The sequence below is a fragment of the Pseudoalteromonas sp. NJ631 genome, from assembly GCF_000276645.1.
Lineage (GTDB): Bacteria > Pseudomonadota > Gammaproteobacteria > Enterobacterales > Alteromonadaceae > Pseudoalteromonas > Pseudoalteromonas piscicida.
Genome location: NZ_AKXJ01000008.1, coordinates 47,149 through 64,343 on the forward strand (window position 1 = coordinate 47,149; position 17,195 = coordinate 64,343).

At 42.2% G+C, this 17,195-nt stretch carries 11 protein-coding genes; 3 read left to right on the plus strand and 8 right to left on the minus strand.

The genetic code is table 11. The annotated features are described in order from the left end of the window. Positions 1 to 16 precede the first annotated feature (16 nt). The 4 genes from A587_RS0114500 to A587_RS0114515 all read right to left on the minus strand — a co-directional run bounded on the left by A587_RS0114500 (position 17) and on the right by A587_RS0114515 (position 5,920). Positions 17 to 901: a cation diffusion facilitator family transporter gene (locus A587_RS0114500; protein ID WP_017218164.1), complete on the minus strand. Its 885-nt coding sequence runs from the start codon at positions 899 to 901 to the stop codon at positions 17 to 19. 57 nt (positions 902 to 958) lie between these two features. Continuing rightward, positions 959 to 4,087, minus strand: coding sequence for an efflux RND transporter permease subunit (locus A587_RS0114505; RefSeq protein ID WP_017218165.1), 3,129 nt, complete (start codon positions 4,085 to 4,087; stop codon positions 959 to 961). A 13-nt stretch (positions 4,088 to 4,100) separates the two neighbouring features. Beyond that, positions 4,101 to 5,210 carry an efflux RND transporter periplasmic adaptor subunit gene (locus A587_RS0114510; protein ID WP_017218166.1) on the minus strand — a complete coding sequence of 370 codons (1,110 nt, stop codon included), beginning with the start codon at positions 5,208 to 5,210 and terminating at the stop codon, positions 4,101 to 4,103. 383 nt (positions 5,211 to 5,593) lie between these two features. Then, complete coding sequence (locus A587_RS0114515) at positions 5,594 to 5,920, minus strand: DUF2946 family protein (RefSeq protein WP_010375229.1); 327 nt, start codon at positions 5,918 to 5,920, stop codon at positions 5,594 to 5,596. Positions 5,921 to 6,192: 272 nt separating this feature from the next. On the opposite strand from A587_RS0114515, the gene bfr (A587_RS0114520) reads away from it, so the two are divergent. Together bfr (A587_RS0114520) and bfr (A587_RS0114525) are read left to right on the plus strand one after the other, a co-directional pair. Beyond that, positions 6,193 to 6,660 carry a bacterioferritin gene (gene bfr / locus A587_RS0114520; protein WP_010607507.1) on the plus strand — a complete coding sequence of 156 codons (468 nt, stop codon included), beginning with the start codon at positions 6,193 to 6,195 and terminating at the stop codon, positions 6,658 to 6,660. Between the two features lie 15 nt (positions 6,661 to 6,675). Continuing rightward, entirely contained in the window at positions 6,676 to 7,140 is a 465-nt protein-coding gene (gene bfr / locus A587_RS0114525) for a bacterioferritin (protein ID WP_010375235.1), read from the plus strand. Positions 7,141 to 7,172: 32 nt separating this feature from the next. On the opposite strand, the gene A587_RS0114530 is transcribed toward bfr (A587_RS0114525), so the two are convergent. Continuing rightward, positions 7,173 to 7,367, minus strand: a complete 195-nt coding sequence (locus tag A587_RS0114530; protein WP_010375238.1) for a (2Fe-2S)-binding protein — start codon at positions 7,365 to 7,367, stop codon at positions 7,173 to 7,175. Positions 7,368 to 7,848: 481 nt separating this feature from the next. On the opposite strand from A587_RS0114530, the gene A587_RS0114535 reads away from it, so the two are divergent. Next, positions 7,849 to 12,336 (plus strand): EAL domain-containing protein, encoded by a 4,488-nt coding sequence (locus tag A587_RS0114535; RefSeq protein WP_017218167.1) that lies wholly within the window; start codon positions 7,849 to 7,851, stop codon positions 12,334 to 12,336. A 35-nt stretch (positions 12,337 to 12,371) separates the two neighbouring features. Here the strand turns inward: A587_RS0114535 and A587_RS0114540 are convergent, their stop codons facing one another. The 3 genes from A587_RS0114540 to A587_RS24095 form a co-directional block, all read right to left on the minus strand. Then, positions 12,372 to 15,155: a hybrid sensor histidine kinase/response regulator gene (locus A587_RS0114540; RefSeq protein WP_017218168.1), complete on the minus strand. Its 2,784-nt coding sequence runs from the start codon at positions 15,153 to 15,155 to the stop codon at positions 12,372 to 12,374. 118 nt (positions 15,156 to 15,273) lie between these two features. Continuing rightward, the gene (locus A587_RS0114545) at positions 15,274 to 16,164 is read right to left on the minus strand and encodes a cation diffusion facilitator family transporter (RefSeq protein WP_010375246.1); all 891 of its coding nucleotides are present in this window, start codon (positions 16,162 to 16,164) and stop codon (positions 15,274 to 15,276) included. 505 nt (positions 16,165 to 16,669) lie between these two features. After that, positions 16,670 to 17,155 carry a GAF domain-containing protein gene (locus tag A587_RS24095; protein ID WP_010375249.1) on the minus strand — a complete coding sequence of 162 codons (486 nt, stop codon included), beginning with the start codon at positions 17,153 to 17,155 and terminating at the stop codon, positions 16,670 to 16,672. Between the last annotated feature and the right edge of the window lie 40 nt (positions 17,156 to 17,195).

The window sequence follows — 17,195 nt, forward strand, 5'->3', positions numbered from 1 at the left end:
CCATTTTCATTTGTGTTTATTTAATTTCTACACACTGATGTGTTATCAAAGAGTCTTCGGTTAATTCAAGTGTGGTATGCGACAATCCAAACCGCGACTGTAACCCCTCTTTTAACCGAGCTAGCGTGCTTTGGTCGCTCAAGGATGTAATGACAACTTGCGCCTCTAAAATATATTCATGCTCATTGAGCTGCCAAACATGAATATGGCTTACTGTCTTAACATTCTCTTGAGTCTCAAGATATTCCTTAACCTCTTGAATATTCATATTATCTGGCGTCGCCTGCATGAGAATTCTAATACTACTTTTACTCAGTTCAACGCCATGGTAAATCACGTATGCGGAGATCAACACGGTGGCGATAAGATCCACCACGTACCATTGATATAAGATGATTAATGTTCCAGCCACGATCACCGCAACGGAAGCCGCAGCATCAGAAACATTGTGAATAAATGCCGCACGAATATTTAGGCTGGTTTTTGCACCTGCAGAATAAGTAATAAGCGCAGTAATAACGTCGATAACTAACGCCAAGGCCGCGAGCCACACCACTATCCAGCCATCAATTGGCTCTGGATTTAAAAATCGAGAAATCGCCTCAAATAACAGATAAACGCCAACAACAATGAGTGTCGCGCTATTAATTAACGCCCCAATTATTTCAGCGCGTTGATAGCCATAAGTGAGTTCAAGTGAGGCCGGCTTTCTTGCAACTTTTTGCGCGACTAACGCGATAATAAGCGCACCGGCGTCACTTAGATTATGCAGCGCATCAGCAACCAAAGAGAGACTGCCAGAGAGAATGCCACCAACGACCTGCGCGACACTCAGTAGAATATTAACAAATACAGCCCAACCGAGCTTGTTTCCATGGTGGTGATGATGTGCGTGAGACATACTCAATCCTATTTATTGATCCGAAGAAGGGGCCACTTTCAATGGCCCCCACGGGCATTACGAATTTTTAATTTGCTTTGAGAATAGTGGATAAAGTGCTGGCAATACAAACAAAGTCAGCAAGGTTGACGTTAATAATCCACCAACAATTACGCTGGCAAGCGGCCTTTGAATTTCAGCACCCACTCCTGTCGATAACAGCATGGGAATAAGTCCCAGTGCAGAGGTGATCGCAGTCATGAGCACGGGTCTAAGCCTTGAAATTGCTCCCTCAAAGACACCTGAATGAAGCGATTCTCCCGCAGCTAATCGCTGGTTTATGCTCTCAACCATGACCACACCATTGAGTACCGCTACACCGAATAGGGTGATAAACCCAACCGAGCTTGGGACCGATAGATATTGTCCTGAGATATATAAAGAAAATACCCCGCCAATGACCGCAAGCGGCACATTCACTAAAATAAGCGCAGCCTGAGCCATTGAACCAAATGCAAAGTAAAGCAAGAGTGCTATTAGCGCCAAAGATAGCGGCACCACGATTGCTAAGCGTTTTTGTGCTCGTTGCTGGTTTTCAAATTGACCACCTATTTCGACACCATAACCTGTTGGTAAGTCAACTTTACTATCAATAGCCGCGCGAATATCACTCACTACACTTCCCATATCCCGACCTTGCACATTAGCTTGGATCACCACTCGACGTTGAACGTCATCTCGTCTTACTTGCGGTGGACCAGATTGATATTCAACATTCGCAACATCAGCCAACCGGATCCACGCTCCTGAACTCGATTGTAAACGTATTTCTTCAATGGCCTGTTTGCTTTGACGGTATTGAGGTGCCAAGCGGACATAAATATCATAGCGTTCGTTACCGTTGATAACCTGCCCTGCTTTACTGCCACCAATCCCATCTTGTACTAGTGCCATAACATCTCCAACTGCCAAACCGTAGCGAGATAACGCTTGACGTTTTGGGGTGATGATCAGCTGTGACTCACCTGCTATTTGCTCAAGTTGTACGCCTTCCGTCCCCTCAACCTGCGTTACGGCCACTTCAATTTCCTTGCCTTTTTTTGCAAGCACAGCTAATTCTGGGCCAAATAACTTAATCGCCAATTGCGCCTTAACGCCTGAGAGTAATTCATCGACACGCGTCGCAATAGGCTGTGAAAAATTAAACAGTAAGCCTGGATAAGTCGATAGCTTTTGTTCCATCAAGGCTTGTAGTTCGTACCGGTTACTCGCACTTTGCCACTGTGCTACTGGTGCAAGGCCAATATAGATTTCAATGTTATTTACCGGTTCAGGATCACCACCGATCTCCGCTCGACCAATTCTGCTGAGAGCGTAGTTTACCTCCGGAAATGTAAGTAGCATTTTTTCCAGCTCAGGCGCAACATTAAGCGCGGTTTCGAGACTTGCTGAGGGAGCAAGTGTTACCCTAAGATTGATGGTGCCTTCTTCAAGCTCTGGGACAAACTCGGTGCCAATTTTGGTGAACGTAAAACCGGCTGCCGCAATCAGTAAAATGACCATTGCCATCAACAGCTTTTGCCTATGCAATACTCGACTTAACGTCCAACGGTAGCCTTTTTCCAGTGCGACGAGAATGATGCTCTCTCGCGCTTTAACACCGTGTTTAAATAAGTAGGTCGCAAGTGCTGGGACAATGATAAGGGCTACAAATATCGCTGCAACAACAGCCAAAATAATACTGATTGCCATAGGTTGAAATAGTTTGGCTTCAACCCCTTCAAAACTAAATAACGGAGTGAACACTACTAAGATAATACTGGCAGCAAAAAAGATTGGTCTTGCCACTTCCTTTCCTGCAAGCTCAACAATAAGTCCCACTGAGAAGTCATCACTTTCCTTTTGCTTTGTTAGGTGTTTAAAGATGTTTTCTACCATCACTACTGAGCCGTCAACTAACATCCCTATCGCTACAGCGATACCGCCTAGCGACATCAAGTTGGCAGATACACCCAGCCACGCCATGACCACAAGTGCAATAGCAATTGAAATAGGAATTGAAATGAGCACCAGAAAAGTTGCTCTCAGATTCATTAAAAACAGCGCAAGCACCACAACAATAAAAATAAATGCCAGTGCCAAGGCTTCAACGACGGTTTGAACTGCTTTGCTGATTAAATCAGACTGATCGTAAAAAGGCTCAAACCTTACCCCTTCAGGTAGTGCTTTGTTAATAAGTTCCACGCGATTGTTAATGCTATCAATGGTTGCTTTGGTGTTTGCTCCCATTCGCTTGAGCACAATACCTGTCACGACTTCACCGAGCTGTTCCACTTCATCAGAGGCGCTTTTTCTAGACATCGTCACCGCGCCTTGGCGGATTTCTCCACCAATCGATACCGTAGCAACCTGAGCCACAGTCACGACCGTGCCATCAATGGTTTTGACGGGCACGTTGGCAATCTCCTCGATCCCCTTCTCCCCACTTTGAAACCAACCGGTTCCGCGGATCACCAACTGCTCTTGACCGCGCTCGAGATACCAGCCGCCGACATTTTGGTTATTACGCTCGATGGCACTCACCACATCTTGCTGAGTGAGTGCATAAGCCAATAGCTTATTTGGGTCGATATTGACTTGATACTGACGCACATCGCCGCCAAAGGCCAATACATCGGTTACCCCGTCAATTGGCATAATTAACAGCTTGACCACCCAGTCATTGAGACTACGTAAGGCCATTGCATCATATTCAGAGTTCGTCTCGCTCATCAGCATATATTGAAATACTTGCCCAAGCCCTGACGTATTTGGCCCCATTTCTGGCGTACCCACACCGCTTGGGATCAACTCCTTTGCAGCTTGGAGGCGCTCAAATACCAACTGTCTGGCAAAATAGATATCGGTGCCTTCCTTAAATACCACCGTAACGCCAGATAGACCTGTTTTAGAAATTGAACGCACTTGCTGCACATCAGGCAAGGCATACATCACAGCCTCAATTGGATAGGTGATTAACTGCTCAACCTCTTCCGCTGCCAGTCCCGGCGCTTCAGTATTCACCGCAACCTGCACATTCGTTACATCGGGAAACGCATCTAAGTTGAGTTTTGGAATAGTCACGCTAGCAGTTGCCGTGATAACGAGTAAAAAAAGAATAATTAGAAGCCGATTGTTTACAGACCAATCGATAGTTCGATTAAACATGATGAGGCTCCTTTTAATGATTATGTGGATCGAAGCCTGCTTTGGCTTGCTCTGACGCAATAAAGAACGCTCCGGTTACGGCCACACGCTCACCCACAGCCAAACCGATAACTTCAACCTGAGCGCCAAATTCTTCACCTAAAGTCACTTCTTTGGGATGGAACTCGCCGGGTGCTTCTTCGATGTACACCACCCAATCACCGTCAGGCCCACGACTTAGCGCGTCTGCAGGTAGCGCAATGATTGATTCCTTTGAAGGTATGATAAAATTGACGTTAACAAACATCCCTGCGTGTAGCTTGTCGTCACTATTTTCAACCAATAGGCGGATCTGTCTGGTTCGAGTGATGGGGTCGATTGTATGCGCTTCTTGGATAACTCGAGCCGCATATTGCTGATCTTCTATGCCAATCAATGCTTTAGAGTTAACCGCTAACGAAAGTTGAGAGTTCGGTTGTAAACGGGCTTCCACCCATAGCTCGCTTTCATCAGTGATTGCCATTAAAGTTGTGCCAGAAGCAACATGCTGGCCCTGAGTAAAGGCATCTTGAGTCACCACCCCCTCGCGCTCAGCAACGAGCGTATATTGGCCAAGTTCACTGGCGGGCTTAGTGGCTATTTCTTTAATCTCTTTTTCTGTTACGCCAAGTGCCAACAACTTTGAATAAGCCGAACTAAAATCGGCACTTGCCTGAACACGCTCGCGCTCACTAATGGTTTCTTTGCTCAAGCGTTTCACTCTATCCCACTCTGTTGAAGCCACCAAATACTGCGCTTGGGCCTGCGCCATTGCTTCTGAGAACAAGGTGATAAGTGGGTCGTTAATATTTACCATAGAGCCAAGCGTAGTATGGCGCTTTAACACGATTGAATCGGCTCTTGGCGATACTAAATAGCTGGTATAGCCATTGGCTTTTACTTCTCCTGGTGCAAAATAAAAGCGCGCATGGCTTCCAAGCTTGACTTCTTTGGTCTGAATTCCAGCAAAACGCATTTGCTGCTGTGTTAGTACGATAGCATTTTCTTCCTCTTCATGTTCTTCATGACCGTCGCCGGCATATGCCAGCGAGCTAAAAAGCGCGTTCACCGCGAAATAGATGGAGAAAATTTTAAAGTTTGTCATTCGATACTCTTTTACTCAAGAACGTAAGTTGACGTTCAAAACCGTTAGCTTGTTTAGCGAATTGCACCAAGCATTGCTTTTACAGTGCCAATTTGCGAACAAGAATGCGCTTCTCAAGCAGACGTGGGTTATCTGTAATCAACGTCATCAGCTAAGAAGGAGTAATACCAATCAGTGTTAAAGTAGCTTATTTACTAAATACAATTGGTATAAACGGAGTGGGCAGTATCACTGAAAGCAAAACACATAAGCATAGAACACAGGCCTAGTTGTTTACTCACAAGCACGAATTTGCGCTAAGTTAGATTTATCAATTTACTCATTAACCTAAACTCAGGTTAGTTAAGTCAAAAAGAGATCGCGCCTTCAATGATAACCGATACTTAAGCGATCGGTGGACGATGTGCTTGCTCTACAAAAGCGCGCACTTTGGGATCTGATTGAGGATAAATTTCGCTATTTGGTCGCATTTCAAAGGGGATAAAAGATTTTAAAATCACTAAATTCAAATGCGTCCCACTGCAATGACCACAGTGGTGGCAATCTTTTGTATGATGTCCGCTGGGGTCTGCTTGCACATCTTCAGCATGGTCGTGAGTATGTTGGAGGTGAGACACTTCAATTTGATGGAAGCTAGATTCAGACGCAAATACACTTACGGATTGCACCGCAAGTAGAAGCATCACAAAAATCAGGATTAGCTTATTCAAATCTACATTTCTCTTTAACACAAAAGATCGTTGTCAATTTACCACCTGCACTTGTCCTGTCAATAGCAGTGCTAAGCTTTAAGTCTTATTTTTTGCTGTCATTACTGATCTCACTCAAAATGAAATAACAATAATTTGCATTGTTAGGCCAAAATATCAACTTAAATGCGAATTATAATCAATATATAACACTATGTTTTATAAAGATTTTTCATTGACACATCATATAAATCCGTTAGACTAGCCGCATATTCACAGTTTGAGGTAACAGCATGCAAGGTAAACAAAAAGTCATCGACGCATTCAATAAGCTATTAGCCAATGAGCTTGCAGCTATCGATCAATATTTCATCCATTCACGTATGTACGAAGATTGGGGTTTGAGCAAACTTTACCAACGCCTTGAGCATGAACGTGAAGAAGAAACGACGCATGCGGATTGGTTGATCAAACGCATTCTTTTCTTGGAAGGGGTACCTAACATGACAAAACGTCGTGATTTACTCATCGGCCAAGATGTTAAGTCTATGATGGAAAACGACTTAAAACTAGAGCTTGAAGTTGTCGAATGCGTTAAAGAAGCAATCAAAATCTGTGAAGAAGAGCAAGATTACCAATCTCGAGAAACGCTTGAAAAGCTGTTGTTTGATACAGAAGAAGATCATGTTTACTGGCTAGAGCAGCAAATTCGCCTGATTGATCTTATCGGTGCTCCGAATTATATCCAATCTCAGCTTTAATTAAGGACTCTACAAATGAAAGGTGATAGAGAAGTAATCGTAGCGCTTAATAAAGTATTGGCCAATGAGTTAGTGGGAATCAATCAGTACTTTTTGCACGCACGTATGTTTAAAGACTTCGGTTTTAGCCAGTTAGATAAAGCGGATTATAAAGTTTCAATCCAAAAAATGAAAAACGCTGACCGCCTTATCGAGCGAATTTTGTTCTTAGAAGGCCTACCTAATTTACAAGATTTAGGTCGTTTAAAGATTGGTGAAAACAGCGCTGAGATGATTGATTGCAATATGGCATTTGAGCAAGCGTCTTTGGTTGACCTGCAAGCAGCAATTAAGTTGTGTGAAGAAAAGCAAGATTACATTAGCCGTGAAGCGCTAGACAAAATTCAAAATGAGCAAGAAGAGCAAATTGACTGGCTTGAAACTCAGCAGCACCTAATTAAGGTGATGGGAATAGAAAACTACTTACAGTCTCAACTATAAGTATTTAATTGAGGTTGCGTGATAATGTATTGTTACGCAACCTGATCAGTGACATCAACAATAGCAATCAGCTTTTCATTTAAAATTTTCTTCGCACAGTTACAGCACTTTCCGCACTGTTTACCAACAGATAATGTCTGGCTAAGATCACGCATTGAACGAGCACCATTGTCTATAGTCTCTGCAATCTTTTTATCTGTAACACCATGACAAATGCATACGTACATAAATGAAAACCAATCTCAAACTCATTAACTGCAAACAAGTCTAATCTAAACGATAACAATTATCAACAAATATCTTAGCTATAAATGCGAATTATTTTCCTTTGTAAGCTGCTATAAAGACTTAGTTATTCACGCTTCGTAAAACGTCGTACTCAAGCCGACGTTTATTTCTATAAAATTAAGAAAAATCCAATAAAACTGCTACGCTTAAATTAACTTGATAAGCGTTACTTTACACATAAGAGTGAGGGTGCTCTTGCATCCAAATAGATTGTTTTATTTGCTACAAATGACAAACCTTAAACATGTATAAATTGTTAAATATATTGCATAAAAACCAAGGTTTAAGTTGATTTCAATCTAGTATTTCCGCTAGACTGCGCGTCACCGCTAACAGTTTTATTAGCGCGGATCAGCTTAGTTTGATTTGGTAACATGTTGTTAAAGGACTAAATAAGATTGGATAGAGAAAGGTCTTTTAATGAAGCAAGCGCTATTGTGTTTTTTTATATTATTTTCTTTGTGTTGCATAGTCGCGCCTAGCCACGCCCATAACTTCGGCCAATATACTTCTCGTTTCTCTGTGGAGGAAGGGTTAAGCCAGTCTGCAATCACTGCTATAACACAAGACAAACATGGTTTCATTTGGATAGGTACTCTGCAAGGGCTAAACCGTTATGATGGCAATCAGCTCATTAATATTGCCGCTTCTAAGGGTCTTGATGAACAAGAAATAGTTGGGTTATTCAATATATCGAATGATGAGCTTTTGATCTCTACAGGTGCCAGCGGCGCGTTTTTACTGAATGTTGATGACTATACAATTCAACAAATCTACGACGGTAAACGCCAAGACAGTAACGCAGTTCTAAAACCCATCGCCACAGCTATTGGTCATCGAGAAAATATCATTTTCTCCATTGAAAGCGACCTCTACACATTAGACAGCAATACGTTAAAATCTGAATTACTCACTCACTTCAAACCAAGTAGTTACATTCGCGCCATAAACGTTATTGGTAACTTTGTGATTATTGGTACAACAGAAGGCCTGTTCACTTATTCTCTTGCAACCGGAAATGTAGAGCAAATAAATTACACTGATTCAAAATCAGAATTCAGTCATGATGTTAAATTACTCAAACGCGACCCATCGTTGGGACTGCTTGTTGGTACTGTAGAAGGTTTATATGTCATTCCAGTCAGTAACCAAACACTGGTTGCTTCAAAAAGCTATGAGCTTGTTCCTGAGAAAAATATTTGGGGACACCAAATCACTCCCTATGGCGAGTTTATTGCTACGGAGCATGGACTGTTTCTTATTGATAGAAGAAAAAAAACCAGCTCAAAAGTTCTATCCTTAACCGAGGGACAATATCGCCTCACTAATCCCAGTATCACTAAGCTTTACGCAGATAGAAACAACAACCTATGGATGGGTACATATAATGATGGCGCATATTTATGGCCTTCCAGCTCGCTACGTTTTACCACATTCATCAGTACTCAAGACAGATTTGCCAATAACAATATCTGGTCAATTCATCCTACCAGCCAAAATACGGTGCTCCTTGGTACAGATAACGGCATTAACGAGTTTGATTTAATCACCCGGCAATTGAAATCTAGCTACCTGCAAAATAGAGATGAAAAAGCACTATACGGAGCGGATGCCGTATTTTCTATTTTTAATTCTTCACATTTCGACGAAAATACCTTTCTAATCCAAACAACTCAAGAGACCGCGCTATTTAACATCGACACCAAACAGCTAAGCCCAATTACACTTGAAAGTGGTGACAAACTTGAGCCATATAGTTGGGGTATCGCTAAGTATTCAGAAAGTAAGTTTCCATTTATCAATAGCAATGGATTTTACGAATATGATGCAGCTACCAATACGGTACGCGCATTAGAGGGATTATCAAAACAGCTCGCAGCGGCACAAAGCTTTTTGGTCCTACCGCCTTTGGATGCGACCGATGATGAATATTGGATAAGTACGGATATCAGTTTGGTCAAATATAATGAGTCAACAGATACCCTAACAACGATTTACAACAAATCGGATAAACACTTGGTCTCAGCCGTTAATAGTTGGGTAGTAGATAGAGCTGGAACGCTATGGTTGGCAACCTCAACCGAAGGTCTTGTCGGGATCAATAAAGATACTTACGCCGAAGAATACAAGCTAACGACTGAACAAGGTTTGATGAGTAATGCTATCTACAACCTCCTGTTGGATAGAAATGGAATGATTTGGGCCAGCAGTCAACGCGGCATGTTTAGATTTGACCCAATAAATAAAGTCTTGGAAACCTTCGGAACGAATCAAGGTCTGCCGACGCTCGAGTTTAACGGCGGCGCTGCAGCAGCACTTGAATCTGGTAAGCTGATGTTCGGCACAGTAAACGGCTCTATCACTTTCGATCCGGAACAGTTTTCAGATAGTGCCGTTAAGCGCCGCCCACTTCTGATCACCCAAATGGATATCTTAAGCAGAGATCAAACCTACTTAGCCCCTAACGCAATTTTGCAAGCACTTGATTTTAAGTTTGACGACATGGGCATAGAGCTACAGTTTTCTGACTTTGACTTCAATGCCGATCATCACATTCAATACCAAGCTTCTTTACATGGCCCAAGTGCACTGACGTTTTCAAGCTTAAAACGAAATAAAGTTTTTCTAAATCAATTACTCCCTGGTGATTATCAGTTAATCATTGCACCGCGTTCACTTGACAGTAAAGACCTGAGCAACGCACTCAACTTGCGCTTTAATGTTGCCCACTCTCCTTGGCGCTCGCCTTTTGCATTAAGCTTATACAGTCTAAGTGCATTCGCGCTGATATTGCTCATCGTTATTAAGCACAAACAAAAACAACGTCAGCTTGAAACGGCACTTAGAGCCGTAACTCATGCAGGAAGACAGACAAAACTGGCGTTGAAATCAACCAAAAGCGGTGTTTGGTCGGCGGATCTCGCTGCACGCCAGATCACACAACAACGGGCCGAAGCGCTTGGCTTTGAGAGCGATACGATGACGCTGCAAGAGCACTATAACGCCATTCACCCAGATGATAGAGAACTCGTCGAACGTGCTTGGAAGAAATTTATTTCTAACCCAACTAAAGAGCAGCTCTCTCTATCTTATCGACTGCGCTGCACAGACAATAATTGGCATTGGTTTCACGACTTTGGCCAAGTCGCAGAATTTGATTCACAAGGTAAAGCCACTGAACTGCACGGCATTTATACCAATGTAACCACGCAAAAAGCGAACCAGATGCGCGCAAATATGCTGGGCGAGGCCTTCAGCCAAGTGAACGATTGGATTTTGATTTTAGACCCTAATTTACAACCCATTTCAGTCAATAGTAGCTTCTGCAGAGCGTTTCAACTGCAGGAAAACGAAGCGTTAAACGACTTAACGACTGAGCGCTTTGTTAATGCTATCGGGCAAAAGAAGTTCCACGGTTTAATTGCAAATTTAAAATCTCTTGGACCGAATCAATATCTAAGACAGGAAGTTCAAGTTACAGACGGCTGGGATAAAGTGCACCCGGTTCAACTTAGTATTAGCGCGGTTTCCAAGGACAATGTGAACCTCCAATACTTCGTGGTCGTTGTTACCGATCTGACAGAGCAGAAAAAAGCCGAGAATGAACTTAGATATCTCGCCAATTTCGACGCTTTGACTGAGCTACCAAATCGCAGCTTGATGCTACAGCATATTGAATTTGCACTGTTTAACGCAAACAATACACAGCAAAGCTGCGCCCTACTCTTTATAGATTTAGATAAATTTAAACCAATCAATGATGCCTACGGACACCATATCGGCGATAAATTACTGGTCGCGATAACTAAGCGGATCAAAGAGCAAATTAACAATAACTGTATCTTAGCAAGACAGAGCGGCGATGAGTTTCTCGTGCTAATTAAGTCCTTCCCTAGCATCGAATATGTGAGTGAAGTAGTTACCCGCTTAGTGAAGCACATACCCGAACGTATCGAAATTGATGGGATCACCATGAGTGTATCTGCCAGTATTGGTGTTGCAGTTTATCCATTCGATGCACCGGACTCAGAATCTTTGATCCGTAACGCTGATATCGCCATGATCCATGCAAAGCAGTCGGGAAGAAATGCATTCAAGTTCTTTACTGAGTCAATGAATGAAGAGATCAGTAAAAAGCTTCGGTTAGAAACCGCAATGAAAACGGCAGTTAAAGACGGTGAGTTTTTCAATCACTACCAGCCTATCATCAATACCACTACAGGTCAGCTTGCCGGCGTCGAGTTACTTATGCGCTGGCGCAATAATGACATGCTAATTCCTCCATGCGATTTTATTCCAATAGCAGAAGAAAGCGGTTTAATTGAAACCTTGACTGAGCAAGCGCTTATTAGAGCCTTAATAGAATTACGTCCATTATTTACACAAGAACCCGACTTTTATTTATCTCTTAATTTAAGCGCAGTTCATATTTTACGCTCAGACATTGCACACCAATTCACTGAGATTTTAAAAGCGCATGGTCTCACTAATCGGTGTTTAAGACTCGAAATCACCGAGTCAATTTTTATGTCTGATATGGTTAAGGCTCGGGCAACTATAAACGAAATGAAACGGGCTGACTTTGTATTGCTACTCGACGACTTCGGCACCGGCTTTTCGTCACTTACGTACCTGAATGAGTTCCCTCTTGATATTATAAAAATTGATCAAGGGTTCGTTCGTAACATGAGCGCAAAACCCGCGAATAAGTCTATCATTAGAACCATTTATTTACTGGCACAAAGCTTAAACATGAAGTGTATTGCAGAAGGTGTCGAGACAGAATCTCAGCTTAATTACCTAAGAGACGTAGGCTGTGAATATATGCAAGGCTATCACTTCGCAAAGCCTATGGCGATTGACGATTTACTGGCATTTTACGAACAGCATGAACGCTCAAGAGCTTGATATCGGACTTAATGCTTTAATGTAGTGACTGCGGGTTAGCCCTTATCTAGCGTTTCACTATCAGGTAGTTCTGAGCGCTGCCACTCACTAAGTTTTTGATAGAGTTCATTAATATCAATGGGTTTTGCAATAAAATCATCCATGCCCGCCTGGATACATTTTTGTTTATCTTCCTCGTAGGCGTTGGCTGTTATCGCAATAATATGTGGATTGCCATAAATATTTGGCTCGTTTCTGATTGCTTTGGTACAAGCAAAACCATCCATATTCGGCATCTGGCAATCCATTAAAACCAAGGCATAGTTCTTCGCCTTCATCGCTACTAAGGCTTCGACTCCGTCGTCCACTTTGTCTAACAAGCAATGGGTTTTCTCGAGCAACTTACCAACAACCACTTGGTTAATTTTATTGTCCTCTACCAATAGAATATCAAGGCCGTTGAAATCAGGTGCCCCAACTTCTTGTTGCTCTCTCTTGACCCCCTGCCCTTTTGAGGCCGGAATATCTACATAGAATTGACTACCAAGCCCAAGCTCACTGTGAATCCTTATCTCACCATGCATCGCTTCAACTAGTTTTTTAGAAATGGCTAAGCCAAGTCCGGTACCACCAAACTTTCTTGTGGTTGAAAGATCAGCCTGTGTAAACTCATGAAATAACGTTTCCTGTTGCGCTTTTGAAATGCCGATCCCAGTATCAGCAACGGTAAACTTTAATATCCCACTGTCATAACGGACGGAGAATGTGATCTGGCCTTTATTGGTAAACTTTCCAGCATTGCTGAGTAAATTATTTACCACTTGTGATACGCGTAGTTCATCTAACTCAAGGTATGTAGGCAGTTCACTACCCTTTTCGTACCTAAACTCAACGCCATATCTGACATTGGAAATTTTAAAAATGCTGACCAAACTGTCGAGCATTTCTTGCAAGTTCACAACTCGACGTTCTATTTTTAAAGCCCCCGCCTCAATTTTAGAATAATCCAAAATATCATTGAGGATAAGCATTAGATTCTTTGCCGATTGCCGTATAATTGTTATTTGGTCTGCCATCTCATTGCTAAGGCTTTGCTCTCTGATCAAGCTATCCGACATACCGATAATTCCATTTAACGGCGTTCTAATTTCATGGCTCATATTGGCGAGGAATCGGCTCTTGGAATGGTTGGCGGCATTTGCGGCTTCAACGGCTTTGGTTAACTCTTCCGTTTTCTCAGCAACTTGCTGCTCTAACTCACGATTGAAGTCGGTAAGCTTGCGGTTAAGTCTTTCGTTTTCTAGGCTGGCTTGGTTTTGCTTTGTAAAACTCAGTGTTAGCTTAAACGCCAACTGATTGAACTGCTGCTGCAACTCAATTATTTCTAAAAAGCTGCTATCTGCATTGGCCGAATTTTCGATTAAAGTTGAAGGTTCGTAAGCACGAATATCATGACTGAGCGCCACGATTGGACGCACCAACAATCGCGTGAGTTGACGGACAAAAATAGAGCTCAATACAATAATCGCAAGCGCAAGTCCTAATGCATCTGACCAAGCTTCAGCAGCAACTAAGTTAAGATATTTACGGTCGAGCATAGTGATAACTGACCATTCATATTGTTTAGATACCGCAGCCTGTTTAAACAAGATTTGCTCGGTAGAGTCTTCAAAAGTTGAGGATTCTTTATCAAATAAGGCCTGCAACACCACGTCACTTGGCATATCCAGGGTTTTAAATTCGGTCTTTAACGAGCTATAAACGACCCGTTTGTGTTTATCCAACACAATCAAGTTAGCATCTTCAGCAAGGATTTTTGGAATAAAGCGTTCAAACGAGCCAAATATTAAAGACCCTTCCACAATCCCTTTAAACTCTTCGGTGATAAAGATTGGTGCTGAAATTGCTACGATAGGTGCTTCATCAAAACCTCGTCCTTGAAATATGCCTGACACAAATCCTTCGGGGTATTCAGGTGCTTTAATAAAATAATCTCTATCAGATACATTGGCATTTGTTCCCTTCATCGTATCAGCAAAATGCTGCGGATAAAGGTGAGTAACATTAGCATCTTTGTCCGCGACAATCGCGGTTCTAAAATTTGCATGAGTTTTTAGCAAACGCTCGATAACATAGTCGGCATCAATCCCTAAGGATACATCTGTTGCGGATATCACCATCGCGCGACGATATGCATCAAGGTAGTCATCAATTTGAGCGACAATTGAATCTGAGGCTTCTTCAAGCTGTGTTTTTATCTCAGCTTCAATTCTTTTATAGTAATTGTTTGTCAATACAACGGTTGTCATCAATACAACCAAAACGATAACAAGGTTGACGGTAGAATTTAGAATTTGATTGAGCGGCATCCCTTGCCACTTGCTGCGAGTAAAGAAAAAGCTCAGCAAATCAACCACAGCGAGGCAAATACCAGCATTGATTAGGTATTTAGCCAGAGCAGTGAATATAACGAGTAACGGCAGTTCGAGGGCAAAGTAGCCAAAAATAAATAATGCAGGTAAACCCAGCAAAATCCAATAAACGATACCCCGAACAAAAAATGGCTTGGCGAAACGGACACAAACAAAGTGAAGCCACAACACTTCAAAGAAAAAAACCACAGAGGGCCAAGCATGCTCCCATCGATACCAAATGAAGCCAGCACCAATAATCACAGCAACAATGGCATAGCGCCATCCGCATAGTAGCAGGATAAATAGTACAAACAGCTGGCCAAAAAGAAACTCAGAGCTATCCAAAAACCAAATTGGCAACAGATTGGCCAGCCCGCCTAGTACACCTAAGACTAAAGTTATGATGAGCGCTTGCTTTTGATTCAAATGTTACACCACCGGTTTGTGATACTGCCTATGTATAACAATAAAAAATATTTTGAAACCTGCCAAGCTAGTGCAACAAATAACTAAAAAATATATCACACATTAGGGTCTATTGTTCCTAATGATGAGGGCAGTCATGGCTCTCTATTTGTAGCACACTACTCAGTACATTAAAGGACTTCTTCAACGCTTCTTCCACTTCCACGCGACACGCTGAATCATGAGATTCTATAGTGCAGTGATGCTTTAATACTACATGTGCACCAACGACAACCGCCCCATCAATTTTGCTAACCGTAATATTATGGGCGCTTTCAACATGCTCGGTAGACACAATCGTTCTCTCAACTTCTTGAACCGTAGGCAAAACTTCTGGAGGTGTAGCAAGCCCTTTAAGACAAGCAATTATCACCTTAATACCCGTAAACAATACAAAGACAGAAATCAGCATGCTCGAGAGAATATCAACCACCTCCCAGCCTGTGAGGTGTATGATCACACCTGCGATAAATGTCGATATGGTGGAAAGTAAATCAAAAAATGAGTGCAAGAAAACAGCATAGACGTTAATACTGTCTTTACGGCCTTTGTACAACACCCAAGCGGAAGCGCCGTGAAACAAAAACCCAATTGCAGCAATCATAGACATTAAATAGCTGTTCACCTCTAGGTCATGACCGCCCGCATGATGAGACAACCGCTCACTCCCTTCGAGTAAAATAATTACCGCAATTGAAAGGTAGAGGATGCCATTGATAAGCCCGCCAGTATATTCAGCCCGCTTGTAACCATCGTTATATGTTTTAGCAAGATAGACTGCCACACTTGACGCTATCAACGCGATAAACAAGGAACTATTGTGAACAAACAAGTGTCCAGCATCAGCCAATACTGCGAGAGAATTAGCGTAATAAGCACCAATAACTTGAATGATCATAAAAGAGCAAGTGATTGCGAGCGCAATCAGTAGTCTCCGGCGAGAAGCTTGATGCGTAGTGATATCTGTCATGAAATGAGTCGTGTACCTAATTAAATATAAGATGCTACGTACAACCACAACATAAGATGGAGCCATTTGACTAAATGCACCTCACCTTATCTTTTATACCGTGTAGGAAAAAGCCGTGATTCAAAAATACAGAAATAGATCTAGAAATATACGTAGTTAACCTGAGCTTAGGATAATTAATGCCTTTCTAGCAGCCAGTTTTAGCGCTAACTGCGTTGAATTCACTTCCAATAGCCAGCTATTAGTGCGCAAATTCGCCTAGTTATCACCAAAACTCTCTGGCTAGATAAAGAAGTAATTTAATGTTACTTTAGAAGCAATGAGTTACCTCATTCCTTATCCAAACCTCAGGTTAGTTATCGTTTAAACATTGCCCTAAATGGCAATGATATACAGTCTCAATTGTAACGTTTCCACGAGCTAAATGCACTAATATTTGCGACTATAACGGCCGACTTTATGGAAAATTTTAGCCTTTATCGTTTTTACTTGCGCAAAAGTACAATTAGATTTTCTCCAGTTGAGTCACAACGTCGTTTGCAATTTGCCTTAGTATTTCACAGTCAGCTTCACTCAACTCTCGGGGCTCTAAGTCGATAACACACACGGTTCCAATGCGAAAGCCGCTGGACAATATGATAGGCGCACCAGCATAAAATCGAATATGTGGGGCATTTAACACCAAAGGGTTATCCATAAAGCGAGGATCTTCGAGCGTATCAGAAACTACAAATACCGTGTCTTCTAATATTGCATGGCCGCAAAATGAAACGTCGCGAGACGTTTGCTCAGCATCCAGTCCAAAGCGAGATTTGAACCATTGCCTGTCCTTGTCAACAAGACTTACCAATGCAATTGGAGCATCAAAGACATGGGCAGTAAATTGAGTAATTCGATCCAATTCAAGTGTTGGTTTTGTATCTAGTATCGCAAGCTCCCTAAGCGCATGTAATCTGGCATGTTCGTTTTCAGGTAACTCAGGGATTTTCATAATCTACTTAATTAGACAGTGTTTATATTTCTACTATAGT